This is a genomic window from Exiguobacterium sp. s50 (genome assembly GCF_018618175.1).
GTDB lineage: Bacteria > Bacillota > Bacilli > Exiguobacteriales > Exiguobacteriaceae > Exiguobacterium > Exiguobacterium chiriqhucha.
On sequence record NZ_JACSLP010000002.1, the window covers coordinates 311,938 to 338,591 of the forward strand.

The 26,654-nt window shown below is 51.9% G+C and carries 26 protein-coding genes; 10 read left to right on the top strand and 16 right to left on the bottom strand.

The features are described from left to right. Positions 1 to 94: 94 nt before the first annotated feature. The 3 genes from KNP68_RS03995 to KNP68_RS04005 form a co-directional block, all read right to left on the bottom strand. On the bottom strand, positions 95 to 811 hold the full coding sequence (locus KNP68_RS03995; RefSeq protein WP_058764770.1) for a peptidoglycan DD-metalloendopeptidase family protein: 717 nt from the start codon (positions 809 to 811) through the stop codon (positions 95 to 97). Positions 812 to 1,249: 438 nt separating this feature from the next. After that, positions 1,250 to 1,831, bottom strand: a complete 582-nt coding sequence (locus KNP68_RS04000) for a YdhK family protein (protein WP_131471402.1) — start codon at positions 1,829 to 1,831, stop codon at positions 1,250 to 1,252. Between the two features lie 26 nt (positions 1,832 to 1,857). Beyond that, positions 1,858 to 3,357, bottom strand: coding sequence for a multicopper oxidase family protein (locus KNP68_RS04005; RefSeq protein ID WP_251130791.1), 1,500 nt, complete (start codon positions 3,355 to 3,357; stop codon positions 1,858 to 1,860). A 282-nt stretch (positions 3,358 to 3,639) separates the two neighbouring features. Between KNP68_RS04005 and KNP68_RS04010 the strand changes: the two genes are divergently transcribed. Together KNP68_RS04010 and KNP68_RS04015 are read left to right on the top strand one after the other, a co-directional pair. Beyond that, positions 3,640 to 5,496, top strand: a complete 1,857-nt coding sequence (locus KNP68_RS04010; protein ID WP_370448607.1) for a heavy metal translocating P-type ATPase — start codon at positions 3,640 to 3,642, stop codon at positions 5,494 to 5,496. A 59-nt stretch (positions 5,497 to 5,555) separates the two neighbouring features. Continuing rightward, a complete protein-coding gene (locus KNP68_RS04015; protein ID WP_131471400.1) occupies positions 5,556 to 6,512 on the top strand; it encodes a F510_1955 family glycosylhydrolase in 957 nt (318 codons plus the stop codon). Between the two features lie 37 nt (positions 6,513 to 6,549). On the opposite strand, the gene KNP68_RS04020 is transcribed toward KNP68_RS04015, so the two are convergent. The 3 genes from KNP68_RS04020 to KNP68_RS04030 all read right to left on the bottom strand — a co-directional run bounded on the left by KNP68_RS04020 (position 6,550) and on the right by KNP68_RS04030 (position 10,149). Then, positions 6,550 to 7,944 carry a sensor histidine kinase gene (locus tag KNP68_RS04020; RefSeq protein ID WP_214756126.1) on the bottom strand — a complete coding sequence of 465 codons (1,395 nt, stop codon included), beginning with the start codon at positions 7,942 to 7,944 and terminating at the stop codon, positions 6,550 to 6,552. Continuing rightward, positions 7,941 to 8,618 carry a response regulator transcription factor gene (locus tag KNP68_RS04025; RefSeq protein WP_029594726.1) on the bottom strand — a complete coding sequence of 226 codons (678 nt, stop codon included), beginning with the start codon at positions 8,616 to 8,618 and terminating at the stop codon, positions 7,941 to 7,943. Before KNP68_RS04025 ends, KNP68_RS04020 begins: the two co-directional genes overlap by 4 nt. Before the next feature lie 76 nt (positions 8,619 to 8,694). After that, positions 8,695 to 10,149, bottom strand: a complete 1,455-nt coding sequence (locus tag KNP68_RS04030) for a UDP-N-acetylmuramoyl-L-alanyl-D-glutamate--2,6-diaminopimelate ligase (protein ID WP_131471396.1) — start codon at positions 10,147 to 10,149, stop codon at positions 8,695 to 8,697. 172 nt (positions 10,150 to 10,321) lie between these two features. Here KNP68_RS04030 and KNP68_RS04035 point away from each other — a divergent pair, with 172 nt between their 5' ends. Next, positions 10,322 to 10,819, top strand: coding sequence for a DUF305 domain-containing protein (locus KNP68_RS04035; protein WP_128123443.1), 498 nt, complete (start codon positions 10,322 to 10,324; stop codon positions 10,817 to 10,819). Positions 10,820 to 10,833: 14 nt separating this feature from the next. Here the strand turns inward: KNP68_RS04035 and KNP68_RS04040 are convergent, their stop codons facing one another. The 5 genes from KNP68_RS04040 to KNP68_RS04060 form a co-directional block, all read right to left on the bottom strand. Then, complete coding sequence (locus KNP68_RS04040; protein WP_131471395.1) at positions 10,834 to 11,037, bottom strand: hypothetical protein; 204 nt, start codon at positions 11,035 to 11,037, stop codon at positions 10,834 to 10,836. 325 nt (positions 11,038 to 11,362) lie between these two features. Then, positions 11,363 to 12,280 carry a TerC family protein gene (locus tag KNP68_RS04045; RefSeq protein ID WP_131471394.1) on the bottom strand — a complete coding sequence of 306 codons (918 nt, stop codon included), beginning with the start codon at positions 12,278 to 12,280 and terminating at the stop codon, positions 11,363 to 11,365. Between the two features lie 129 nt (positions 12,281 to 12,409). After that, on the bottom strand, positions 12,410 to 13,033 hold the full coding sequence (locus KNP68_RS04050) for a DedA family protein (protein ID WP_131471393.1): 624 nt from the start codon (positions 13,031 to 13,033) through the stop codon (positions 12,410 to 12,412). Positions 13,034 to 13,123: 90 nt separating this feature from the next. Continuing rightward, complete coding sequence (locus KNP68_RS04055) at positions 13,124 to 14,104, bottom strand: aldo/keto reductase (RefSeq protein WP_029594732.1); 981 nt, start codon at positions 14,102 to 14,104, stop codon at positions 13,124 to 13,126. 13 nt (positions 14,105 to 14,117) lie between these two features. Further along, positions 14,118 to 14,363: a hypothetical protein gene (locus tag KNP68_RS04060; RefSeq protein ID WP_021066188.1), complete on the bottom strand. Its 246-nt coding sequence runs from the start codon at positions 14,361 to 14,363 to the stop codon at positions 14,118 to 14,120. A 156-nt stretch (positions 14,364 to 14,519) separates the two neighbouring features. On the opposite strand from KNP68_RS04060, the gene KNP68_RS04065 reads away from it, so the two are divergent. Together KNP68_RS04065 and KNP68_RS04070 are read left to right on the top strand one after the other, a co-directional pair. Next, positions 14,520 to 15,401: an AraC family transcriptional regulator gene (locus tag KNP68_RS04065; RefSeq protein WP_029594733.1), complete on the top strand. Its 882-nt coding sequence runs from the start codon at positions 14,520 to 14,522 to the stop codon at positions 15,399 to 15,401. Positions 15,402 to 15,547: 146 nt separating this feature from the next. Beyond that, positions 15,548 to 16,384 (top strand): Cof-type HAD-IIB family hydrolase, encoded by an 837-nt coding sequence (locus tag KNP68_RS04070; protein ID WP_214798714.1) that lies wholly within the window; start codon positions 15,548 to 15,550, stop codon positions 16,382 to 16,384. A gap of 22 nt (positions 16,385 to 16,406) precedes the next feature. Here KNP68_RS04070 and KNP68_RS04075 read toward each other — a convergent pair whose 3' ends face one another. Beyond that, entirely contained in the window at positions 16,407 to 16,841 is a 435-nt protein-coding gene (locus KNP68_RS04075; RefSeq protein WP_214798717.1) for an Rrf2 family transcriptional regulator, read from the bottom strand. 147 nt (positions 16,842 to 16,988) lie between these two features. On the opposite strand from KNP68_RS04075, the gene KNP68_RS04080 reads away from it, so the two are divergent. Next, positions 16,989 to 17,849 (top strand): SDR family oxidoreductase, encoded by an 861-nt coding sequence (locus KNP68_RS04080; RefSeq protein ID WP_214714407.1) that lies wholly within the window; start codon positions 16,989 to 16,991, stop codon positions 17,847 to 17,849. 369 nt (positions 17,850 to 18,218) lie between these two features. Here KNP68_RS04080 and KNP68_RS04085 read toward each other — a convergent pair whose 3' ends face one another. Then, on the bottom strand, positions 18,219 to 19,745 hold the full coding sequence (locus KNP68_RS04085; RefSeq protein ID WP_214756146.1) for a methyl-accepting chemotaxis protein: 1,527 nt from the start codon (positions 19,743 to 19,745) through the stop codon (positions 18,219 to 18,221). A 113-nt stretch (positions 19,746 to 19,858) separates the two neighbouring features. Beyond that, positions 19,859 to 20,506: a TVP38/TMEM64 family protein gene (locus KNP68_RS04090; RefSeq protein ID WP_131471391.1), complete on the bottom strand. Its 648-nt coding sequence runs from the start codon at positions 20,504 to 20,506 to the stop codon at positions 19,859 to 19,861. 205 nt (positions 20,507 to 20,711) lie between these two features. Here KNP68_RS04090 and KNP68_RS04095 point away from each other — a divergent pair, with 205 nt between their 5' ends. The 4 genes from KNP68_RS04095 (at position 20,712) to KNP68_RS04110 (ending at position 25,589) form a co-directional block, all read left to right on the top strand. Continuing rightward, entirely contained in the window at positions 20,712 to 22,421 is a 1,710-nt protein-coding gene (locus tag KNP68_RS04095; protein WP_214798720.1) for a methyl-accepting chemotaxis protein, read from the top strand. Positions 22,422 to 22,719: 298 nt separating this feature from the next. After that, complete coding sequence (locus KNP68_RS04100) at positions 22,720 to 23,049, top strand: hypothetical protein (protein ID WP_029594741.1); 330 nt, start codon at positions 22,720 to 22,722, stop codon at positions 23,047 to 23,049. A 660-nt stretch (positions 23,050 to 23,709) separates the two neighbouring features. Continuing rightward, the gene (locus KNP68_RS04105) at positions 23,710 to 24,930 is read left to right on the top strand and encodes an ABC transporter permease family protein (protein ID WP_214798723.1); all 1,221 of its coding nucleotides are present in this window, start codon (positions 23,710 to 23,712) and stop codon (positions 24,928 to 24,930) included. Continuing rightward, on the top strand, positions 24,927 to 25,589 hold the full coding sequence (locus tag KNP68_RS04110) for an ABC transporter ATP-binding protein (protein ID WP_029594744.1): 663 nt from the start codon (positions 24,927 to 24,929) through the stop codon (positions 25,587 to 25,589). Before KNP68_RS04105 ends, KNP68_RS04110 begins: the two co-directional genes overlap by 4 nt. Before the next feature lie 244 nt (positions 25,590 to 25,833). Here KNP68_RS04110 and KNP68_RS04115 read toward each other — a convergent pair whose 3' ends face one another. Together KNP68_RS04115 and KNP68_RS04120 are read right to left on the bottom strand one after the other, a co-directional pair. Beyond that, on the bottom strand, positions 25,834 to 26,256 hold the full coding sequence (locus KNP68_RS04115; protein ID WP_214798726.1) for a DUF1801 domain-containing protein: 423 nt from the start codon (positions 26,254 to 26,256) through the stop codon (positions 25,834 to 25,836). Further along, the gene (locus KNP68_RS04120) at positions 26,256 to 26,612 is read right to left on the bottom strand and encodes a DUF2200 domain-containing protein (RefSeq protein ID WP_214714401.1); all 357 of its coding nucleotides are present in this window, start codon (positions 26,610 to 26,612) and stop codon (positions 26,256 to 26,258) included. The genes KNP68_RS04115 and KNP68_RS04120 overlap by 1 nt, the downstream gene beginning before the upstream one ends. Positions 26,613 to 26,654: the final 42 nt, after the last annotated feature.

The window sequence follows — 26,654 nt, forward strand, 5'->3', positions numbered from 1 at the left end:
AGCTAGAAATGGGTCACAACCGGGATAGTCGGACGGAATGCGCACGATTCTAGGAAAAAACACCTTCCTCGTATGTTAGAGGAAGGTGGTAGGATTAGAACAACGTATACGGGTTGACGCTATTGGCAGCCGTCGAGCTGCTGTAGACGTATTTATTTTTATGGATTTCGAAATGAAGGTGGCTTCCGAACGAGTTGCCGGTGTTGCCGACCGTTCCAATTTTCGCGCCTTTGGCGACTTTTTGTCCTTTGACGACGTTCAAACGATCCATATGGGCGTAGACGCTCGTGTACGCTTGACCGTTGATCGTGTGCGAAATCATGACGTGGTTACCGTACGCTCCATAGTTGCGGGCGACGATGACTTCACCGTATGCTCCAGCTTGGACTGTCGTGCCTTTCGCGGCCGCCAAGTCGATGCCGTTATGGAACGTGTAGCCGTATTTGCCGCTCGCCGGGCCATACCCTTGCGTCAACGTGCCTTTCGCAGGAATCAAGAACTTGCCCGCTGTCGCTGTTTGGAGTGACGTGCTGCTATATTTTTTAACATATGTACTCGAGACGTATTTTGTACTGCCGTTATAATTGATTTTTGTCCATGAACCGGTCGCGCCGAGATAGGTGAACGTTTGGCCGAGTTTGGCACTGCCGACTTTTTGATAAGACGTCGATGGGCCGCTCCGCACGTTCAAAACATTCGTCGTGACTTTGACTTTATACGATGTAGCTGCCTCTACCGGTGTCGAAGCGGGAAGTGTCAAGCCGGAAACAAGAAGGGCGCCTAATGTGATCGTCATCAGTTGTTTTTTCATAGTATGGTAAATCCTTTCAATTATGGAACAATGCGACAGAACAATGATAATTACCTTATAAAAAAATTTTACCATCAAAAAATAGATTCTAATATGTCATTTATATTTCAAAAAAGTATAATCGTTATGAAAACGATTATGTATTAGAGAAAGTCCAGTCATATCAACGAAAATGAGACATACAACGTTTTGTTGGTAAAAGGATATGTGCCTAAAATTCAAAAAAACTCCGATTTCTCGCTGTTTAGCTTTTGAAAAACAGGGTAATTTTAATTAGTTTAGCCTAGATAAAAAAAGGCTAATGAGAATCAATCTCTTTTGTCAGTTGTTTCCTTGAAATGCTTCGTCCCATACATAAGAAAAACCGAGGCATGTGCCCCGGTTTCACTTGCCTGCTCTTACTGAGAAGGCGTGACCACGTTCCGACAAACGTCTCGATTAAGGTGCCGACAGTTCTTCCTCGGTGACCCATTTATGGTTGGTCACTTCTTCGCCGGATTCTAACGTGAAGTCGACCATATAGACCGTCGTCTCTTCGACAGAATCGATGGTAGCAGTCGTTCCGCCCATACCGCTCATATGCTCGGCATTGACTTCAACCTCGTCGCCGACCTCGTACGGGTCGTCCTGTGCACCTTCAATCTCTTCATGAATGATCCATTTATGGTCTTTGACGCGCTCGCCTCCGTGCATCGGGTCGTACGAGATACTGTAGGCGACCGTATCGTAGGCGCCGACGATGGTCGCTTCCGCGCCTTCCATGCCAGGCATATGGGCCTCTGTGATGACGGCCGTGTCGCCGACCGCGAACGTCGGGTTCTCTGCTGACTTCAAGCCTTCGGGGACGTCACCAGACCCGGACATGTCCATTCCTGAATGGTCGTTCCCGTCCATCGTCTCTTCCATTTGATCATTCATGTTCGTATCATTATTCGTCGTGTCGTTTTCACCACAAGCAACGAGTAAACCGCTCAGTGAGAGTGCCATCGTCATCATTCCGAGTTTCTTATTCCATTTCATTCATATTCCCTCCAAGTAAAGTGTGATTAGTCTACTTTCAATTGTCCCATCATCCCGTTTTCTTCATGCTCCAGGATGTGGCAGTGATACATAAACGTCCCTGTCTCTCGAAACGTCATTTCAATGTTCACTTTCTCGCCCGGTGCGACGGCGACCGTATCTTTCCAGCCACGTTCGTTGTCAGGCGGAGGCTTGCCGTCCCGTTCAAGTATCCGGAATTGGACGCCATGGACGTGGAACGGGTGGGTCATCCCGCCCATCATGTCCTCTCGGTTATAAATTTCCCACACCTCGGTCGAGCCTTGCCGGACGTTAATGTCAATCCGGTCAGGGTCGAACTGTTTGCCGTCAATCGTCACCATATTGCCCATCCCGAACAACGTGAGGCGTCGGTCGGCCTCGCTCGACTCGTTAGTGACAGGGGCTTCCGTGAAAGCTGCCGTCCAATCACCGTCTTGCTCGATGTGGTCGCGCACCGTGAACGTCGTGAACGGGATCCCATCTGCTTGAAGAGCGATGTCGTCCTCGAGAGACAAGTCGGAAAAGTCGATTAAAATCTCGGCCCGTTCACTAGGTGTGAGCGTCAACGTCTCAAGCGAAACCGGTTGGTCGAGCAACCCGCCGTCAGTCGCGATTTGAGTGAACGCCTCCCCGTTCGATAGGGAGAAGTCGAGATTCCGGGCGTTAGAGCCGTTGACGAGACGGACGCGTAACGTGTTCGTCGTCACGTCGAACGTTGTATTGATCGCTCCGTTCGCAATCAACGTATCACCGACCGTCCCATCGATGTTCATCTGGCGGTCGTAATCGAGTTGTCCGTCGGCTGTGAAGAGACGGTCTTGAACGATGAGCGGGATGTCATCAACACCGTATTCATTCGGCAACCCGGTCTCCGCTTGGTTCGTCACGTACAAGAGTCCGGCCAAACCAAGGTATACTTGTTCGGCCGTCGCGCCCATCGGATGCGGGTGAAACCAGAGTGTGCCCGGTTCTTGGTCGATATCGAGACGAACTTGTCTTTGTTCACCCGGGGCAATCGATTGATGGGGTCCGCCGTCTTCGGCTCCCGGGATGACGAGACCGTGCCAATGGAACGAGGTCGGTTCATCGAGCTGATTGATTGTATTGATATAGACGGTCTTTCCAGCTGGTAATTCAATCATCGGTCCGAGCAAATTCCCGTTATAGCCGAGCGTCTCGGTACTGACACCTTGATTGAAAAATCGGTGCTCGCCACGTTCGGTACGAACCGTATAATAGAGCGCCTCGTCCGTGACACGGTCAGGTCGTAGCCGTTCCGGGATGGGGAGTCGTTGATTCGGTTCGTTCGACGCGACGAGCTCGACGGTACCCCCACGTCCCATCCCGCCGTTGCCATGCATCATGCCACCATCGTTTCGATCTCCCATGAATGAACCGTTTCCCATCATCCAGTTTCCAGGAGCAAACGTGAACAAAAGCAAGAACAATCCAATCACGATACTGACTATAACCATCCCAATGACCCATTTCGTTACGCGGTTCATAAGGCATCATCCTTTCGGTTAAAAGCGAGAGCCTATTTAGTTATACCAACAAGTTATGAAATATTTGTTAAACGGAAAATAAGTTTTTATATACTATATAGGGGTATATGGTATGCATAGGAGGTGGTCAACGTGGAACATTCACACCACGCGTCATCTCATCATGAACACGGGGAAGCGCATGACTCGCATACCGGCGGACATGAAGGGATGATTGAAGAGTATAAGCGTCGATTTTTCGTCTCGTTAGGGCTGACGATCCCGATTCTCATCTTGTCAGATATGATTCAAGAGTGGGCCGGTTTCGAACTCACGTTTCCTTATGAAAAGGAGACGCTATTCGTGTTGGCGACGATTGTGTACGTCTACGGAGGGTGGCCGTTTTTGAAAGGGAGCATCGATGAATTGCGTCAACGAAATCCGGGGATGATGATGCTGATTGGACTTGCCATCAGCGTCGCGTACTTCTATAGTGTTGCCATCGTGTTCGGATACGGGCATGGGCATGACTTCTTTTGGGAGTTGGCGACGTTAATCGTCATCATGTTGCTCGGGCACTGGATTGAGATGCGCTCAATCATGGGTGCGTCGAACGCGTTGCAACAGCTCGTTCGTCTATTACCGAGCGTGGCACACCGCATCAACGGGAGTGACATCGAGGACGTTCCCGTCTCGGCGCTCGCTGCTGGGGATTTGATTCTCGTCAAACCGGGCGAGCAGATTCCTGTCGACGGGGAACTGCTGAAAGGGCGGACGACGGTCGATGAGTCGATGTTGACCGGTGAATCGATGCCTGTCGAAAAAGAGACCGGGGATGTCGTCATCGCAGGATCAATCAACCAAGAAGGTAGCATGACGATTTCGACGACAAGCACGGGAGAGAGCACATACTTGGCGAAAGTCATCGACTTGGTCAAAGAAGCGCAGGAATCCAAATCGAAAACGCAAAACCTAGCCAATCGGGCCGCCAAGCTCTTGTTTTATGTCGCCGTCGGATCGGGAGTTCTGACGTTCGCCATTTGGGTCGCTCTCGGATATCCGGTCAGTATGGCTGTCGAACGAATGGTCACCGTCATGGTCATCTCATGTCCGCACGCGCTCGGTCTCGCGTCTCCGCTCGTCGTGGCGGTCTCGACAGCCCTGTCGGCGAAACGCGGACTGTTGATTCGGAATCGGACTCAATTCGAAGAGGCGCGTCATCTCGATGCGGTCATTTTCGATAAGACGGGAACGTTGACGCAAGGCGATTTCGGGGTGACGGACATTGAAGCCGCATCTGCTCATACAGAAGAGGACGTGTTACGTCTGGCCGCCGCGGTCGAGACGGCCTCGCAGCATCCGCTCGCACGAGGCATTCTTCGGGAAGCGGAAGCACGCAAATTGACGTTGCCTGAAGTCGTCGATTTCGCTTCGATCACGGGGGTTGGATTAGAAGGACAGGTAGAGGGAGGTCACGTTCAAGTCGTCAGCCCCCGCTATATTCGGGAGCATGAGCTCTCAATTGACGAAACGGCGTTCGACCAGTTATCAGCCGCCGGGAAGACCGTCGTCTTCACGATTCGAGACGGAGACTTGGTCGGTATGATCGCCTTGGCGGACATGGTTCGCGATGAAGCGAAAGAGACGGTCCGAGCGTTGAAAGACCGGGGCGTCCGTTCGATCATGCTCACTGGTGACAACCGAAAAGTGGCCGACTGGGTGGCGTCGCAACTTCATATCGAGGAAGTGTACGCCGAAGTGTTGCCGGATGATAAATCACGGCAAGTGCAAACCGTCCAAGCCGACGGCAGCAAAGTGGCGATGGTCGGGGACGGCATTAATGATGCACCGGCTTTGGCCCAAGCGGACGTCGGCATTGCCATCGGGAGCGGCACCGACGTCGCCGTCGAAACGGCCGATATCGTTCTCGTCCGGAGCAACCCGAAAGACGTGCTGTCGATTCTCGACTTGTCTCGCAACACATACAACAAGATGATTCAGAATCTGTGGTGGGCCGCCGGCTATAACATCGTCGCCATCCCGCTCGCGGCCGGTGTGTTGGCCCCAATCGGCATCATCTTGTCACCGGCCGTCGGTGCCGTGCTCATGAGTCTCAGTACCGTCATCGTCGCGCTCAATGCCCGGACGCTCAAGCTTTAACAATTCTTTCATCTTTGGTCTCTATAATGAGGAGGATGCTAAAGATGGAGGGAACTATTATGAAACGAAAGCTACTCGTACCGATGTTTTTGACGACTGTATTTCTTGCCTCGTGTGGGGGTGCGACACCAGCGAGCGAGTCGAAGGAACCGGTCACGGAAGAAAAAGAGACGTCGACGGAACAGGTGCCGGACCGCTGGACAGCGACAAAAACAGGCACCGCGGTCTCCCATATTCACGGTGCCGGCTTTTGGCCAGACGGGCGTCCGGTCATCGCGACGCATACGGGACTGATGGAATTCAGAGAAGACGGCTGGTACGAATTGTCGTCGAACCGTCACGACTATATGGGCTTCGAGCTCGTCAAAGACGGATTCTATGCGAGTGGTCACCCGGCACAGGATTCGCCGTATAAAAATCCCCTCGGTGTCGTCCGTGGGACCGATAAAGGGGAGACGCTCGAGATTCGCTCGTTAGAAGGTGAGGCCGATTTTCACTATATGAGTGCGGGTTTCGAATCCGAGAGCCTCTACGTGTATTTGGAAACGGCGACCAGTGAACTCGAACCAGGTTTTTATCGGTCGCTCGACGGCGGTACGTCGTTTGAGCCGATGGAGATGGATGGCATCGAAGGTCGAGGCATCGCCGGTATCACGGCCGATGCAAGTGAACCGAAACGCGTCTTCGTCTATGGTCCGGACGGCATCCTCGTCTCAGACGACGGGGGAGACACGTTCGAGCCGTTCCTGGAACAGAAGAATATCGTCACGATGGCATCGACGAAAGGGAAATTGGCGTCAATCACGAAAGACGGTGCCTCGTTCGATCTTGTGGTCTCGGATTTGACCGACGAGACGGAGACGACCGTGGAGCTGCCCTCGCTGAACGCGGACAGCGTCCCGATCGAACTGGTCAGCCAAAACGGGCGATTTTTGCTAGCGACATCGGATAACAGTGTGTACGTCTTTGAAGACGAGGAATGGACGCAACTGTTGCAAGCAGGAAAAGTGAAATGAAAAAAATCCGGCGCCTGAGCTCAGGTGCCGGATTTTTTTAGTGGAGCGGAAGCGTGATGGTGAACATCGTCCCAGATGAATCAGAGGCGACGGTCAACGTACCATCATGCAACCGGATGATTTGATGGGCGATGGCAAGCCCGAGTCCACTGCCACCCGTACGACGGGAGCGTGATTTTTCGACCCGGTACAGACGATCGAAGATGTAAGGCAGATCTTCTTGAGGGATACCTTTCCCGTCGTCTTGAATCGTGAAGTGGAGAGCTTCATCCGTAAGTTGCATATCGAATTGGACGTGGCGTGCCTCGCTATGTTGAATCGCGTTGTGGGCGATGGAGCGGAACACTTGTAAGATGCGATGTCGATCTAACTGTAAGACGACGTCCTTGGAGGAGCAATCGGTGCTACTAGCAAACGCGATCGGTGTCACTCGGAACATCGTGGTGAGCACGCGTTGCAAATCGTCGCAGAGCGCATCGACGGCCACGGGTTCGCGATGCAACGTGAACGTGTTCTCGTCCAACTGGGCGAGCTGGAACGCGTTCTCGACGAGCTCGGTCAACGCTTGGCTCTCTTCGAGAATCGTCTGAATCGACTGTTCTTTTAACGACTCTGGCGTCTGCGGTTTGGATGCGATTTCGGCATATCCTTGCAGATACGTGAGCGGCGTTTTAATCTCGTGGGCGAGGTCCGACAAGAACTGATTTCGTTCTTTCCGGAGACGATCCAGTTCAAGCGACATCGCTTCAATTGAACGGGCCAACTCTCCGATCTCATCTTCTCGGGACGTCGGCAGGGTCAACGTTTCGGGATTCGTCAAGACATCCTCGGTCGCTCGGCGCAACAGCTGAATCGGGTTTGAAATCAACCGGCTCAGCAAGACGAACGTCATGATGGTGATGACGAGGGCGATGCCGGTGATATAAAGAAACCGGAGTTGGAGCCGATGGCTGATGCCATGAATAATCTCGGTCGGTAGAAACATATACACATACCCGTAACGGGTGTCATTTTCCATTGCATCAATCGGGGTCCGTACTGCGAGATACGGCTCGTTCTCCCAATCGTCTTCGAGGACGGTCGTCATATTGGCATCCCCTCGCTCTGCTTCAGCTTGGACGAGCATCGAGAGTGGGTCAGGGAAGCGGTTGGATGTCTGTAGAATTGAGTGGTCGGGTGCGGTGATGGCGACTTTCGTGTCGGTCTCGCTCTCCATCGTCGCGACGTGGTCGATCGTCTCCTCGTCAAAACTCATCGCCAGCACGCTCGCATGGCTTTCCGCTCTCGATTCGAGCCGGTCGATCTCTTCGACGACACGTTCACCCAGGAGCGTATGGTAGAGCAATAAGAACAAGACACCTTCAATCAATAACGTCGTCAATAAAAAAATCAGACTGATTCGGAACGGGAGGCTGTTGCGTCGGAATGTCATGAGTCCGACCGCTCCTCGGTCCAGCGATAGCCGCGGCCCCACACCGTCTTCAAATAATCGTCAATCGGGAAGCCGGCCTCGCCGAGTTTGTCGCGAATCATGCGGATATGGGCATCGACCGTGCGCGGGTCCGACTCGGACGAGTAGGGCCACACCAAGTCGTATAAATCCATCCGGTTATATAGCCGGTTCGGATGTTGCAAGAACAGTTTCAAAATGGCCGTTGCTTTCGGCGTCATGACGACTTCTTGTTCTTGATAGAGAATCCGTCCGCTCGCTTCTTCATAGCGCAGCTGTCCGTAGTTCACATTGGTGACACGGCTCCGTCGCAACACCGCACGAATCCGGGCCAGGAGCACATTTCCTTCGAACGGCTTCGTGACATAATCGTCGGCACCTGCGTCCAACCCGCGGATCGTTGTCTCACTGTCCGAGCGGGCCGTCAACAAGACGACGGGCAGTTCGGCATCGAGCGCCTTGATTTGGCGGCACAACGTGATCCCATCGACGCCGGGCATCATGATGTCGAGCATCACTAAGTCCGGACGTTCGGAAATCCGTTCCATCGCTTCTCGTCCGTCAGCGGCCTCGATACAGGTGTAGCCGTCGCCTTCTAAGAATAGGCGGAGCAATCGTCTCATTTTCATTTCGTCATCGACAATCAAAATTTTCATATATGGTCCTCCTATGATTCTGAGCCGTCTCGTCTACGTAACGGTTTCGAGAGAAGGGGAACGTTCTCCTTGTCCCTCAGGGCAGTTCGGGCGATTGCAGAAACAGTCGGACGAGTGCGGGTTCGTCGAACGGTACGGCCTCGTCTCCGATGCGCTCGACGCGGTCATGCCCTTTCCCGAATAAGACACCACAGTCGTAGCCGTCCATCCGTTCGCAGAAGAACCGGATGGCTGCTTCGCGTTCGTCGAAACGTGCAAGCTCGGCAGATTGTCCCGTCGCCAAATCGTCAAGGATTTGTTGCGGATCTTCGTGACGTGGGTCATGGACCGTCAAAATCATATCCGCGCCTGAAGCAACGACGACCTCTGTCATGATGTTTCGCTTCATTCGGTCACGTTCGCCGGCAGCACTGAGCAGCACGAGTACACGAGGATAGCGGGCCGTCAATGCCGTCACGACTTGTTTGATGGCGTCCGGCGTATGTCCATAGTCGATATAGACCGATTGTTCGATTCCGGTCACTCGTTCGAGGCGTCCGCTCGGCAACGTCAACTTCTTAACATGAGGAAGGACCTCTGCCAACGGAACCCCGGTTTGCAGGACGATGCTGATGGCGCACAACGTGTTATCGAGGTTATAGTCCTCATAGAATGGGAGGGGAGATTGGACCGCTTCGTCACCCAATTCGAGCATGAACTGCTCGTCTTTTCGATGCCCGACCAAGTCCGCGGCAGTCGACTGACGGCTGAACAAAAACGAGTTGGCGGCGGACGGTGCCATCGACAGCATGAGCGTGTGATGCGGATCATCTTCATTGACGATCCCACATCCAGACTCCGTCAACTGTGCAAACAACTGGGCTTTCGTGTAGGCGTACGTCTCCATCGTCCCATGATAGTCCAAGTGATCGTGGGACAGGTTGAGGAATGAAGTCGTCTCGAATTCCAAGCCGGCAATCCGTGCCTCCGCGATGGCTTGGGATGAGACTTCCATCATACAATCGGTGACACCGGCCTCGACCATGGCATGAAGGTGGCGATTGATGGTCAACGGGTCAGGCGTCGTGTTCGGTGTCTGAAACGTCTTCCCGGCGTACGTGATGCCGAGTGTGCCGATGAGTCCGGCTGACATGCCGACGTGATCAAACAATTGATGGGCGAGCGCCGTCGTCGTCGTTTTTCCGTTCGTCCCGGTGACGCCATGCAGACGAAGTCGCGTCGAGGGATGGTCATAAAACGCACTGGCGAGTTCGGCGAGGGCATGTTTCGTATCTTTACAATAGATGACAGGTACCCGGGCCTCAATCGGACGTTCGGCGACGATGGCGACCGCCCCGTTATGAATCGCCTCGTTCACGTAGTCATGGCCATCATGGCGATAGCCTGAGATACAAACAAATAAAAAATTTTGTTTAATTTCTTTTGAGGAGAAGGAAATGCCCTCAATCATCGTTTCGGCAGGGTTGTCTAAATACGTCCATGTCACGAGCTGTTTCAGCTCTGTCAACAGGTCTTGCAAGGTTTTCAACACTTCGAATTTCTCCTTTGTCGGCAAAGTCCATTTTGACAGTATAGCCCTTGTTTGTGAAAAAGAAGTGAAATGAGAGGAGGTCTCGTGTCGTGCATGAGGTCTCGATGTTTTAACAAAAATGGATTAGGCAATCAATTGTGTAGACAGACCATCAGCAAAGGAGGAGTAGACGATGAAACCTTACGCAAAATTCGGAGTGATGATTCTCGTGTCGACATTCCTCATGTATTGGCTCATGTATTTGAACGTGTTCCAACTCGACCACGTCTTCTTCAGTCAGACACGTTTGTATATGGCGCTCATCATGGGCTCGGTCATGGCGTTCGTCATGTTGTTGTTCATGTGGGGCATGTACAAAAACAAGAAGTTGAACGCCGTCATCTTAGGTGTGAGCGCGCTCGTGTTCGGGCTCTCGCTATGGCTCGTCCGGAGCCAGACGACGGTCGATGACGTCAGTTGGATGAAGGCGATGATCCCGCACCATTCGATCGCTATCTTGACGAGCGAGCGGGCCGAGATTGAAGACCCACGCGTGAAGCAGCTGTCAGAAGATATCATCGAAGCACAACGACGTGAAATCGAAGAGATGAAGCGGTTGATTGAAGAGTTAGAAAAAGAAGAAGAGGAAGCAGCAAAAGAAGCTAAATCGACAACAACAGCGACCGAGTGATGCGGTCGCTGTTGTCATGTGTCCGGATGAAGTTGGGCCTCGATCAATGCGACGGCAATCGTAAGCGCCCGGATGCGCCGTTTGGCGAGTGTCAGTTGTGATTTGTAACGCTCGGGGTGATCTTTCGCCTCGAGCGTTTTCACGGTCTCGTGCAGTTTATGGAGAATCGAATCGATTTGACGTTTCGCTTCCGTCAGTTCTGTCGTTGAATAATCCATAGGTCCTCCTAGATGGGTTTTCTTCAGTATACATAATAAAAACCGAGGCGATTGCCCCGGTTTAGCGTATTTGCGGTATATATTTTCTAGTACGGCGGTTTGTCGAGCGCGGTGCGACGAGGAAGAAGATTCCTAACATCACACCGACCCCAAGTCCCCAAAGACTGTTGAACAAAAGCATCAACACGATCCCGAAGACGAGTCCAATACTCACATCACCCATACGGTCAAACATTTGTAACCAACTTTTCTGTGTTTGCTAGACTAAAGGTTTACCCACGATTGAGAAGTGAACCACCTGGGAGGCTAGCACATCTCCCTTTTGTTATACGTGATTGTTCTGACCAGGTTTCGTTTTATAGAAACTATAGACGACACTGATCAAGATGACGAGGACGATGGCGCCGAGCGACATCCAAATCGGCATCTTGTAGACGTCGCCCAATACCATCTTCGCCCCGATGAAGACGAGCATGAAGCTGAGCCCGTGCTTCAAGTAGTAGAAGCGGTCAATCAAGTTGGCGAGGACGAAGTAGAGGCTACGGAGTCCAAGAATCGCCATGATGTTCGCATAGAAGATGATATACGGGTCACGCGAGTAGGCGAAGCTGGCCGCGACCGAGTCGACGGCGAAGACGATATCCGACAGCTCGATGAAGATGAGCGCGATGAAGAGTGGTGTGAAGAACAGTTTGCCGTTGATGCGTTTCGTGAACTTACCAGACGAGATGTCTTGCGTGATCGGCAAGCGGCGCTCGAGCCAACGGATCGTCTTGTTCTCTTCGAGCGATTCGTCCTTGCCGATGTTCTTGAACATCATCCATCCTGTGTAGATGAGGAAGGCACCGAACACGTAATAGACCCAACCGAAGTTCTCTAAGAGCGAGACGCCAGCCACGATAAAGACGGCCCGGAAGAAGATTGCCCCGAGAATGCCCCAGAACAACACCTTGTGCTGATACTTGAGCGGAATCGCGAAGTAGGCGAACACGAGCGAGAAGACGAACACGTTATCGATGGCGAGTGCCTTCTCGATGAAGTAGACGCTCGCATATTCGGTCGCGACCGTGCTGCCTTGCGAGTAGAACAACCAACCGCCGAACGCGATGGCGATCCCGATCCAGACGAACGTCCATGTCCATGCCTCGCGGAGCGAGACTTCGTGTGCCTTGCGGTGGAACACCCCGAGGTCAAGCGCGAGCATGAAGATGACGAGTGCCAAAAAGGCGATGAGTAGGGTCAACAACAATTCCTCCTTTTAAGTTCACATGAACTCTATATATTCAATTTAAGGTCATAAGAACTTAAAGTCAAGAGGGTAAACTGCGATTCCACAAAAAAACACTCCGAATCGATTTCGGAGTGTGCAAACTTAACGCTGTTCAGAGCGACGTGACCAGATGACCCGGACGATGAAAGCGCCTAGTCCGAGAAGGATGACGGCGAGGACGCCATACAGGACATGCGAATACGTCTCGATATGGCCGAGCCACACTTGCCAATTCTCCCCGACGTACACGCCGACAAAGATGAGCACCGTGTTCCAAATGAGCGTCCCGAGTGTCGTCAGCATCAAAAATTTGACGAACGGCATGTTCGACATGCCGGCCGGAATCGAGATGAGGCTGCGGACGACGGGGACGAATCGACCGAAAAAGACGAGTTTCGGTCCAAAGCGGTCGAACCAGCGATCGGCCATGCGGACGTCATCCACTTTCAAATAGAGATGTTTGCCGTAACGTGCGACCCATGACTCGAGACGCTCCTTGTCGAAAAATAATCCGACGCTATACAAAACGATAGCTCCGATGACCGCACCGACCGTCGCGGCGAGAATCATCCAGACGGGTGTAAGCGTGGTCGTCGTCGTGAAGAAGCCGCCGAATATTAAAATGAGCTCGGACGGGATAGGTGGGAAGACGTTCTCGATAAAGATGAGGAAGAGCACGCCCCAATAACCGAACTGTTCAATCATTTGTTGAATCCATTGTTCCATAAATCATTTCTCCTTGCGTATCATGACATCTCTGTCTACTTTACCCGACGGCAAGGAGTTCGCCTATACGACTTGAGGTTGAATTTCGATTCAAATTGCGCCGACGACCGCGTGCGGCACGTACGGTTCTTCGAGCGAGGCCATCTCGTCTGGCGTCAACGTGACGGCCAACGCACCGACCGCCTCGTCCAAATGACGCGCTTTCGTGGCCCCGACAATCGGCGACGTGACAGTATTTTGTTGCAAGAGCCAGGCGAGAGCGACCTGTGTCCGCGTGATGCCCCGTGTCTCGGCAATTGCGGCGACCCGTTCGATGATGAGCCGGTCGGCGTCCATCGTCGCGTCATACTTCGAACGTTGAATCACATCCGTCTCGGAGCGGTGGGTCACGGTCGACACGTCGCGGGTCAATCGGCCCGAGGCGAGCGGACTGTACGGTGTGACCCCAATTTTCTCTTCCCGGCAGAGCGGCAGCATTTCACGCTCTTCTTCCCGATAAATCAAGTTCAAATGGTTTTGCATCGACACGAACCGGGTCCAGTTGTTCCGTTCCGCCACGTGGAGCGCTTTTTGGAACTGCCAGGCGTACATTGCCGATGCACCGATATAGCGGGCCTTCCCGGATTTGACGACGTCATGGAGCGCCTCCATCGTCTCTTCGATCGGTGTGTCATAGTCCCAGCGGTGGATGATATACAGGTCGACGTAATCGGTGCCGAGCCGTTTCAAACTATGATCGATTTCCGACAGAATCGCCTTCCGCGACAAGCCGCCACCGTTCGGACCGTCGTGCATTCGACCGTGAACTTTTGTCGCGAGAACGATCTCGTCCCGGTTCGCATAATCCCGAAGCGCACGTCCGACGTATTCCTCGCTCGTGCCTTTCGAGTAGATGTTTGCCGTGTCAAAGAAGTTGATACCGAGGTCGAGTGCTTGTTTGATGATCGGACGGGTCGCCGCCTCATCGAGTACCCAGTCATGAATCCATCGGTTCGCGTCGCCAAAGCCCATACAGCCGAGACAGAGCCTTGAGACATCGAGTCCCGTATTGCCAAGTTTTACGTATTCCATGAAAATGCCTCCTTCAAAGTTGATACGTGGAGAGGAACCGTTCGAACTCATCCACGGTGCTGTCGTCGTTGACGGTCAATCGTAATTCGGTATGGGTGCCGATCGGAAGCGCTAGCGCCTCGACAAGTGCCTCTGGCGTCGGTTCAAGTCGGAATGAATCGAGCCGAATCACCACGTTATGGGCAAGTGCGAAATGCGCACAACGGGTGAGCAATGTCGCGAAGCCACGTTCGACCGTCACGTGATACGTCTTTTCCATGTCGATTCCCCTCCTTTGCCACCAGTATGACGCGAGATGTGGGGCGGGCGTTAGCGCGTTCATGTCGTGTTTTTGCCTAATCCTCTCAACAGGTTGGACAGGGCTCGTCCAAGAAAACGATCTGCCGTATACTGAAGGGGAGAATCCAGAGGGAGGGTGAACGACATCGAGACACGACTGCAACTGATTGACGTCATCACACGACACATACCGGGGGACGGGGTGCATCCGACGATCGTCCCGGCGATGACGTTCATTCATGAATCGATGGTGACCGAACCGATCACACGCGTCAATGAACCGTCATTTTGCCTAATCCTGCAGGGGGGGAAAGAGATGTTGTTCGGTGACGAACGGCTCGTCTACGAGGGCGGGCATTACCTCGTCGCTTCGGTCGACTTGCCTGTGACGGGACAAGTGACGAAAGCGAGCGCAGACGTCCCATACGTGGCGTTGAAACTCGAGTTGACGATTGACGACTTGATCGATGCCGTCGGGCACGTCGAGCTGACCGAGCCGCGTGAACCGAAACGAGGCATGTATATCGCCGATGCCGACGAGGCGTTGTTCGATGTCGCGCTCCGTCTCGCTCGTCTCGTCGACACACCGGATCATGTGGCACTCGCGCCGCTTTATAAGCGCGAGCTCCTGTATTGGGTGGCGCAAGGGTCGAACGGGGAGATGCTGCGTCAGTTGGCGTTCGAGGGGAGTCAGGCGTTCCGGATCAAACGGGTCATCGACCACATCATCGCGAACTTCAACGAGACGATTCGGAGTGAAGAGTTGGCCCGCATCGCCAATATGAGCGTCTCGACGCTCCACCGTCATTTCAAGGAAGTGACGGCGATGAGCCCGCTCCAATTCCAAAAACAGTTACGGCTCCAAGAGGCGAGACGGCTGTTGCTCATGCAGGCGACGGACGTTGGCGAGGCGGCGTTCCAGGTCGGCTACGAGAGTCAATCACAGTTCAGCCGCGAGTATGCCCGGTTGTTCGGGCTGTCGCCACGGGCCGACGTGCGGCAACAACGACAGCTTTGACAAAGGAAATGCGCGAGCGGTATGCTTGAGGGGAAAACGACATACATCAGGATTGTTACTGGATTGCCAGGCAAAACCTAAACTGGGCGCACGTGTTGCGTCTGGTTTAGGTTTTTCTTGTGTTCAGGACAAAAAGGGAGGATATTATGCGACACATCATCTTTCTAGACGTCGACGGCACGCTCGTCGATGACCACGGCAACATCCCGGAATCGGCCAAAGAGGCCGTCCGGCAGGCGCGACAGAACGGCCATCTCGTCTTCTTGTCGACCGGGCGCTCGAAGGCGGAGCTGTTTTCGGACATTCTCGACGTCGGCTTTGACGGCATCATCGGGGCAGCCGGCGGCTACATCGAACTCGAGGAAGAAGTGTTGTACCATCAACAAGTCTCCGTCGATGATTTGAGCCACCTCATCTCCTTCTTCACGGAACACGGCATCGATTTCTATCTTGAGTCGAACGACGGCCTGTTCGCCGGCGGCAACGCCAAGGCACGGGTGGCGACGATGATTGACGAGTTGATGGCGAACAATCCGGAGGCGAGTGCCACAATCGAGCGCGGCTTGAAACCGTTCCATGACGCAATGATGGAAGGGGTCGACCTCATCCGTCCCGACGTGAACAAAATCTCGTTCCTCGGCTCATCCGTCCCGCTCGACGTCATCCAACAAGAGTTCGCATCTCGTTTCACCGTCATCCCGAGCACGGTCGCCGTATTCGGGGCCAACAGTGGGGAGCTGTCCATCCCGGGCGTCAACAAAGCGACGGCGATTGCGACGCTGCTCGAACATCTAGGTCTCGAGCGAGCGCAGACGTTCGCCTACGGGGACGGGTTGAATGACATCGAGATGCTTGAATACGTCAAGGTCGGTGTCGCCATGGGCAACGCCAAACCCGAGGTCAAACGCGTCGCAGACGACGTGACGGACGCCTGTGATCAGGACGGGCTTTCTAACAGCTTCAAAAAGTATCGACTCATCTGAAAAAAAGCCAAGCAACCTCTCTTCAGGTTGCTTGGCTTTTCGTGGCGACGTCGTTCACGACATCGGCGAGGGTCACGTGCTTCAATACGGACTCCATCGCTGATTGGGCGTGGATGAAAATCGGTTCGATTGTGGATTGGATATGTTGGCCGACGGGGCACGCCGGGTTCGGGTTGTCATGGATACTGAACAACTCGTTCTCCTCGACGACACTGACGGCGCGATAAACGTCATAGAGCGAGATCTCGTTCAAGTCTTTCGTCAGTTTGGCTCCGGCGACGCCAGGCTTCACTTCAATCAAGTCGGCCTTCTTCAACATGGCCATGATTTTTCGGATTAGGGCCGGGTTCGTGTTGACACTGCCGGCCAAAAAGTCAGACGAGGTGACGCCGTCCTTGTTGACCTCGATCAACGTCAAGATGTGAATGCCGACCGCGAAACGGCTACTGATGGACATAGGCTACCACCTTTCTGCACAGTCGTGTAAGCGAATTGGTTACATCTTTAGTATAACAGGGAACAAACAATTGACAAACGAAGATGCTGTAACTATGATGATTACATGTAACTGATTTAATTACAGGTTAAAAGGAGGAAATGATTTATGAAATACTTAGTCACAGGTGCAACCGGGAAACTCGGTTCGAAAATTGTCGATGTGTTACTCAAGTCGGTACCCGCAAGTGAACTCGCGGTCAGCGTCCGCAATCCGGAGAAAGCGGAAGCACTGAAAGCGAAAGGTGTCGATGTGCGACATGGGGACTTCGACAAGCCCGAGACGCTCGATGAAGCGTTCAAAGGTGTCGAACGACTGCTCATCATCTCGGCGGACGGGGACAACGACACGCGCATCCGTCAACATGCGAACGCTGTCGAAGCAGCCGAGCGCGCAGGCGTATCGTTCATCGCCTATACGAGTCTCGCCGACGCGACAGAGAGCCAAAACTTGATGGCACCGCCACATGTCGAGACGGAAGGAGCAATCGAGCGGACGGGGATCCCTCACGCGTTCTTGCGCAACAACTGGTACTTAGAAAACGAACTTGGTAGCATTCAAGGTGTGCTTGCTGGCGCACCTTGGGTGACGGCAGCCCGTGACGGCAAAGTCGGTTGGGCGCTACAAGAAGATTACGCTGAAGCGATCGCGAACGTTTTGATGGCAGACGATTTCGAACAAGACATCTTCGAATTGTCAGGTCCGCTCCATACGCAAGCCGAACTCGTCGAGGCGCTCAGTGAAGTGCTCGGGCGTGAAGTGACCCTTCAAGAAGTGAGTAACGACGCTTACGCTGGCGTCATGCGCGGCGCCGGGGTGCCGGAAGGAGCGATTCCGATCGTCGTCGGCATTCAAGACAGCATCCGCAACGGCTCGCTCGAGGTCGAGTCGAACGATTTCGAGTTGGTGCTCGGTCGTCCGGTGACGCCGCTCAAAGAGGCGCTTCAAAAGCTCGTATCAACGTTATAAACGATAATAGTGACGTCACGTTTTCGATAATCGAGAACGTGACGTTTTTTGATGAATATTAGTGATTTGTCTTCACATATTTGTGCACACGTCATCCCCATCCGGTATACTAACAAGAAATGGATAATCATAGATGTACATAGGAAGGATCAATCACATGAAAAACATGATGTTTCTAATGGCCGTTGTCCTCGGATTAGCAATACTTTTCGGGTTGAGATATGAATTCAATGTCATCGGGGATATGGGCTTTAGAATCGCGGCCATCCTTATGCTCGTATCGGTACTCGTCATTCGGTCGACTGCAAAAATTTCATTCTTCAGCCATTCATAAAAACAGACCGCGAATCCACATTCGCGGTCTGTTTTTTAGTTCGCTCGGGCTTCGAGCTGACCGGTCACATCTTCTAACGTGCTCGCGGTCGAGGCGAGGCGATCCGACATGTGGCTCAACTCTTTTTGGATGGCGACTTGTTCTTCGGTCGCGGCGGCGACGTGCTGAATCTGTTGCTGCAGTTCGCTCGCCGCTCGTTTTGTCGTCGCAAGGCGCGCCTCGAGCGTCTCCATCTGAGACGTCACGCGTTGACGTGTCTCTTGAATCGAACTGATTTGACCGTCGATTTCAGAGACGTCTTCGGTCAAACGATGGAACACGGCCGTCACATCGGCCGAGACGGTTTGACAGTTCTCGGTCGCGCGTTTGAATAACTGTGCCGAATCGCGGACGACGATCGTATCGTCCATCAGTCCACCGAGAACGCGGGTCATCTCGGCTGCATAATCTCGGGACTGGACGGCGAGCTTGCCGACCTCAGAAGCGACGACGGCGAAACCACGACCGGCGTCACCCGCCCGTGCGGCTTCAATCGAGGCGTTCAAAGCCAGCATGTTCGTCTGGTCGCTGATTGTCTCGACGTGCTGCAGGATGGCTTGAATTTCGGTCGATCGGTTCGACATCGTCGTGACAACGCGTTCGAGTCGTTCCGATTCGCTAATGATTTCTTCGACTTTCGCCTCCATCCGTCGCATGTCGCCGTCCCCGGCGATGGCGTCGGCCGCAATCCGTGACGAAGCGGCAGCTGTTTGGGCCATCCGTTCTTGGATGAGCGCCGTGAGGGAGCGAATCGATTGAATTTCCTCGGCCCCGTGGTTCATCGACGTCTCTTGCTCGGTCGCGTGGGCGACGATCGGATCGACGGTGACGGCGATTTGTTCCCCGGACTGGAGCGACTGGTTGGCTGCCGTCTCGAGTTCGGTCGCATGTGTCTTCAATGTCATGACGAGTTGACTGGCGTCGGTGACGGCTTGCTGTAACAGACGGTGCGTCTCATCTTCCTGTACTTTGACACGCGACGACTCGAGGTTACGGAAGTGAATCTGCGCGATAAGCACGGCGCTCAGTAGGATGAGATAGATCGCATGGACGAGCAACAGGCTGAACGGATAATCGGCCGTCCCGCAAATGATTTCAGGAACCAAGAAATATCCAGCGAGATGTTGCACGGCGAAGATGACCGTACTGTAGACGATCAAATCGATGCGGCGCATGAACGACAAAATCGCCAAGACGACGAAAATCGAGAAATGATATTCGACGAGCCCTTGCCCACCGGCGACGGTCGAGATGCTCGCGAACGTGAGCGTCAGCATCATCAAGTACGGGAAAAGATGTGGTTTTACGCGCTGGCTGACGACCATGGCGATCAATAGTACGATTGGGACTGCAAACAGGACCCATGTCGCGATGGGATATGCGTAGCCGACGGCACCGTTTCGGAGCACGGTGTACGTATAGGCAAAATCCGTGAAGCGGTGGAGCAGATGGACGATAACAGACGTCAAGACGATGACGAACGTGGTGACGAGCATCAATTGATTGCGTTTCGTAGAACTCATATAGATTCCTCCTGGTGATGGGTCAATATAGCTACTAGAGTATCGTCCGATTGGCACGAATGTTTATCGTTTTTACACGCCGAAGCAAAAAAAAGAGAAGCGGATGCGCTTCTCTAGTCTGACGTGAGTCCGAGCCACCGTTTGACGGGTTCCCGGAAATAGTAAGTGACACCAATCAACGTGACGAAGACGAGGGCGGCGATGACGACCAAAGTGATGCTTCCCGAGGCGAGACTCGCCCCGAGAAAACTGTAGGCGAGCGTCCCTGGAATCATTCCGAGGACGGTCGCGAGGATAAACGACCGGAACCGGACCTTAGCAATCCCGCCCGCGTAACTGAGCAAATCGAAGCTGACGAGCGGGATGAGCCGCAAGACGAACACGTATAGGAAGCCACGTTGCTCCATCTGCGTGAACAGCTTCTCCGACCATGGATAGCTCTCGACCTTGAGCACGGACCTGCCGAACAGTCGGGCCATGACGTAACCGGTCACGGCCGCCGCCGTCGCCCCGAACAGGATGTAGAGGACACCCGGCCACACCCCGAAGGCGAGACCGGCCCCGAGTGACAGTACCGACGTCGGCAAGAAGATGATTGGGCCAATCGCATATATGAGGAAAAAGACGACAGGACCCCACCAACCGAACGACAGGACGATGTCACGGACGTCAGACGGACGGAGTTCATAGTGGAAATGAGTAATATAGAAGATACTCCCGAACACAATGAGCATGAGACTAAGTTTGAGCCAGCGGGGCACAGAGTACGCCTCCTTTCCATCAGTTCTTTTGTTTATCGTATCGCATTCCGTCTCCAAATGAAGGTGAGCCAGCTTACAAATGCGTCGGCAATGTGCGATTGTGCTCAATAGGGTGGCTAAAAATGGAAACATAGGTCAACGCATGTGCCGAGGGGCTTCATTTTGAGGCTCTTTCCTACGATAAATCAGGTAGGGAGGGATCATCGTGAAAAATTTGAAGATGTCTAAAAAACTAACAGTACTGATCAGCGTATTCATCGCGACACTCGTTCTCGTCGCAGCACTCAGCCACGTCTTCATGGGACGCATGGCCGATGCGGGAGAATCGATTTATGAAGATCGGTTATTGCCGATTCGCGCCCTCGGTCAAATCCGGACGGATAACCGTGCCTTGGACGGGTATTTACTCGAATTGATGCTGACGACGGATGCGTCTCGAAATGAAGAACTAGAGGCAAGTATCGAGGAACGGCGTGACAGCATCGGGACGAACCTCGAACTGTTCAACGAGACGTTCGCCTCAACAGATGCCGAGATGCAAGGTCGAGTCGAAGACTTGAATGCCGAGATTGCGGATTACTTGGAAGGGACGGAACTCGTGCTCCAGCCGGCGTTACGTGGCGAGAACGCCGCAGCGTATCGCATCTATTTGAGTGACTTGCGACCGGTCCGTCAAGACTTGGTCGAGACGGCAACGGTCGTCATGGACGGCATCAATCAAGAAGCCGAGACGGCAAGCACGACGATGCAGAACGAGCGGACGGAATCGGTCACGTTGTTCTGGGCGCTTGTCGCCATCGGGGCACTCATCTCAATCGGGCTCGGCGTCTACATCACGCGCCTCATCGTCCGTCCGGTCCGTGAGTTGAATGGACTCATGAGCCGTGCCGGAGCCGGTGATTTGACGGTCGACAGCACGTACACGTCGCGTGACGAGATTGGTTCGCTCGCCAACTCATTTAACGAGATGAAAGATAGTCTTCGCGACTTGATCGGCAACGTCACGGCGACAGCCGGTCGCGTCGCGACGTCATCGGACGATTTGAAATCGAACGTCGAAGAGACGACAAAAGCGACCGAGATGGTCGCCGTCACGATGGAAGAGATTGCATCCGGTTCGGTCCGTCAATTGACGCGTGTGAAGGAATCGAGCAGTACGCTCACCGAACTGACGAACGGGATTCATCACGTCTCGGACAGTGCCCAGCATATGACCGAACTGTCAGACGGGGCACTTCAAAAAGTCGGGACCGGCAACGAGTTGATTGAGACGCTCGAGTCCCAGCTTGAGGCGATGAACGAAAAAGTGAAGGCGTTGCAGACAGTCATCGGCCAACTCGACGTCCGCTCCCAAGAAATCGGCAGCATCACCGGTACCATCTCCGGCATCGCCGAACAGACGAACTTGCTCGCCTTAAACGCGGCCATCGAAGCGGCCCGGGCCGGCGACCAAGGACGCGGATTCGCCGTCGTCGCCTCAGAAGTCCGGAAGCTCGCCGAAGAGTCGGCGATCGCGACGAAACGAATCTCTGGTTTGATTGGAGATACGCAGACAGAGACGAAACAAGCCGTCCAGACGATGCATGTCGTCGAGAGCGAGATGGGCCATAGCGTCACGAACGTCCAACAGGCGGGCGTCGCATTCGAGGACATCAAGCGGGCCATCGAAGAAGTCGGTCAAAAAGTCGAGGAAGTGTCAGGTTCTGTCCAAGAGATGGCGGCCGGTGCGACCGAGATTTTGAGATCAGTGAACGAGATTCAAGGCATCACGGAGACGACGGCGACCGATACCGAGAATACGTCGGCGGCGACGGAAGAACAGATGGCGTCGATGGAAGAGATTACGGCATCGGCCCAAGAGTTGTCGAACATGGCAGACGAGATGCGCCAAATGACAAAACGATTCCACGTATGACGGACAGGCAGGTCGCCCATCGACCTGCCTGCTTTTTTAGATTGAACTCCGTTTTATAGAATCGTAGCAACTTAGGGACCCTAGGCGTTAGTCACATTAATCTATCAGGCGAGGGTCATTGAGTGGATGAATTTACCATAGGTAGTTCGTCATAATCGACTGAATACTTTTTATGTAAAATGAATCAAATTGTAATAATCTGTTATCGAATTGTTGAATTTAATGTGAACTATGCTAGATTTTTATGTGTATCAACTCTTTGAATTTCAAAAATTTAACAAGAAAGAAGGAATGTGTGATGAACAAGAAGACAAAACGATTTGCGAGTTCAGCTTTAGTGGTCGGCGCGCTTTTAGTAGGCGCAGGGTCTGCCTCGGCAGCGACGTTCGGTACGGCATCTAGTGGGGCGTCTACAGAAGAATCATTCCAAATCAAGTACAATGGTGCTGCTTGGAACTACAGTAATTCAAAATACAAATCTACTTCGTTCAAATATACGCGCGACGGTAGAACGTTGTTAAGCAAAGTAGCCTACAGCACAAAAGTGACAGGCTCTGTTTGGGACGATTTGAGATGGGGAGACAAGTACACAACGAAGTTCAGCTGGGCTCGAGGCGCACTGAAATAAGTCTTCTGGTGAAGGTAGAGGGTGTGAATCAGACCCGATAGGTATGTTCCTACAGGGTCTGAATTCATGTCTACATGATGTGATGGATTTCTATGTTTAATGGAGTGGCAGCTTACTTTTTTAACTCATAAATTATAACTTACTGTTTTTTTTAGTTAGGTAGTTGGCATTTATTCATACGTGTTACCATAAATTTATAAATGCCATCTGTAAGGAGTAGGTCATGAAATATTCTTTATTTAGATTTAATGATGTGTTTGAAGCTTCTGCCATCTATCTCTTTTGTTTTGTCTCAAATTTGATATTGATGTATGTGCAGACTGTAGATTTAGAAGGTTCGTTTATCTTAATGTCATTCATTGAGAGCATTGTTGACTATCAATTGATCATCAGCATTCTTCTCACGTTTATTATGATGATCTTCCATTATCAATTTTTAAATCGGAGAAAAACAGAGATTTCTTGCCGCATCCTTGTCGGAGACACGAAACAAAAAGTGGTTCGTCGCTACATGTTAAATAGTCTAGCGATCTTGGGGTTCAGTTTTTTATTATCCCTTTCATTGAACTTTTACTTAGATTTGAATGTAACCAGCAACCTTTATCTCGTCTTGCTGTTTATCGTATATATATTAATTAGTGCAGGTCAGGTGAAAAGAGAATGAGAATTTTACACTTTTTTATAACAAGAATATTTTTGAAGCGATGGATCCTTGTTCTGGGAATGATCTTATTACTTTTCCTAGCGAATTACCTCTCTTTTAGTGCCACGCGTTCCATTATTTCGACTGCTCAAGGCTATCAAGAAATTGAAACGTTCAATCGAGAAGGGAATTATATCGCCAATTTAAATCCAGAGAGTGAAGCCGATTTTGATCGAATCGACATCAAGGAAACGCGAAAGCTTTATGAGTATTTAAATAACAATCATACATATGCCTTACAAGCTGACGGCTTTACGACCTCTTTAGAGAATGAACATGATATGGAAGTGTCGTTTAATTACATCAATGAAGAGGCGTACCAACTCAATCAATTCAAGTTGGCGCAAGGCGATCAGTTGAACTTTGATTATCAATTTAAACAAGATGACATTCCGGTTCTGATAGGTGGAGGTCTGGCTTCAACGTATCCGGTAGGATCTAAAATCGAAATCACGGATCCGGTCACCCAACAAGCGGTTGATTTGAGAGTGCAAGGGGTCTTGGAGAAAAATACGCACCGCTCGAACTTTTATGCACCGAATTCAAAGAACTACTATAACTTTTCAGTCATCGTCCCCGTCAAGGAGCCGTTTATTCAAAGTGCGGGTCTTGACCTCCACTTGAACGGTTTGATGGACATCGTGTTGCTCGATTCGACGAAAGAAGAAGCAACGAAGTTGAATGAACAGATTCAGAACAATCTAGGGTTGGACTTTAACTTTTTTAGCCAACAAGAAAACTTTAATTACTTTGAAGATTATTATGTAAGCTCTTTGAAGATGATTAGTGCGATTACGCTCGTGTTACTCATCGTCATTGTGTGTCTGGCGACTTGGAATACATTAATCAGTGTTCGGCTCATGATTAAAGATTTTACGGTCAATTTATTAGTGGGATTAAGTTACTCCAAACTGAGAACCATTTTTTATAGCTACTTTGCGATTTTGTTCTCGATCAACCTCGTCATCTTATTCGCAATCACCGCCTTCAATCGATACGGTTTTTGGATGAGGAAAGATTCGATTTTTGCCACGTATGGGGTATTTGGCTTAATCAGTATGGATTGGATCGCTTTCTTAGGTGTTCTATTGATTGACGTGATCATAGGGGTGATGATTGTGGAACTGGCGCTCAAAAAAATCAAGGGTATTCCAATCTCGGTGGGGGTTTTGCAATGAGTAGCATCATCAAGTTAGAAATTCAGAAAAAAGCGTTCGATAAGAAAGGATTTTCCATCCTGCATGATTTTGAATTAGAGGTTCAACCGGGGGAAAAGCTCTCGATTATAGGGGAGTCTGGCGTAGGGAAGACCTCGTTGCTCAATATAATCGGGTTGCTGGATACACGTTACCAAGGGAGCTATGAGCTATTTGATTCATCTGTTCAGGGGCTGTCACGGGATACATTAGCGAAATGGCGCAATCAAAAGATTGGATTCGTGCTTCAGGAATCGGCACTCATTGATTCGCTGACCATCGAGGACAATATTAAGTTACCGCTCATGTATGCCAATCTTGAAAAAGACCCACGCGCCCAGGAACACTTCAAGCGGATTGTGAGTAAGATTGGAATCGAGTCCATTTTGAAGAAGAAACCGTTGGAATGTTCGGGCGGACAACGGTCGCGAGCTGTTTTTGCGAGGGCTGTCATTATGAATCCCCAAATCATTTTATCCGATGAGCCGACTGCGTCACTAGACCCGGAAAACAAAGAGCGCATCATCGATTTGTTGTTTGAGATGAATCGCGAGTTCAATACGACAGTGATTACCGTGACACATGATTTGGACGTGGCCAATCGTCACGAGCGAATCATTAAGCTGAAAAGGAGCGAATAAAATGGGATTCATCGCAATGGTCTTGTCCTTCCTATTCGGTATCTTCTTTACCGTGATTGGTGTGGTTCGTAGAAAACAAAACATGTTTTACAAATTGTTGATTGTCTTAGGGGTAGCTCTCCTAGTTGTAGCAGTATATCTGGCAAGGCCGCAATGAGGACGGACTCAATCCGTTTCCGACTATGGGGGAAGCGGGGAAAATAAGGAATGCCAAACAGGCAGGTCGACAATCGACCTGCCTTTTTTAACGTAACTCGTACGCAGCAATCCATTGTTCTGGTGTCATCTTCGAGACGAATTCACCCATCAACTCATATGGGATATGCTTCACGTTTTTGAAGCGGATACAGCTCTTGCCCATGTTCAATTTCGTCGGCACTTGGGCGGCGTATGACTCCTCGAACCAGCGGAGCAGTTCCGGGTCGCTATAGACGCCCATATGATACACGGCGACATGGTTCTTCTGGGCGATGACGCTCAAGAACGGGAGCGGGGTGCCCGGCGTGACGTGATACCCGGACGGATACGTCGATAGCGGGACGACATAATGGATGCCGTTCCCGTCGGTCGTCTTCTCGAACCCGGCCGGTAAGTTCGCATCGATGACGTCAATTAAACGGATGAAAGCGTCGAGCCGCTTGTCGTCGACGAGTGTCGTATAGTCCATTACTGTTCGCCTCCTCGTAAAATCTTCGCCATCGCCTTGCCTTTGGCCAGTTCATCGACGAGTTTGTCCAAGTAACGGATTTCGCGCATGAGCGGCTCCTCGACATTCTCGACGCGGACGCCGCAGACGACGCCTTTGATCAAGGCGCGGTCTTCGTTCATCTTGGGTGCCGTGGCAAAGAACGTGTCAAAATCGACCTCGGCAGCGAGTTGGCGCTCGAGCCCAGACTCGTCATAACCGGTCAACCAGCGAATAATCGTATCGACTTCGTCTTTCGTCCGGCCTTTCCGTTCGGCTTTCGCGACGTAAAGCGGATAGACGCTCGCAAAGCTCGTCGTGTAAATACGGTGTGCCATGAAATCCCCTCGTTTCGTGGAATGATACCTTCATTTTCTCAC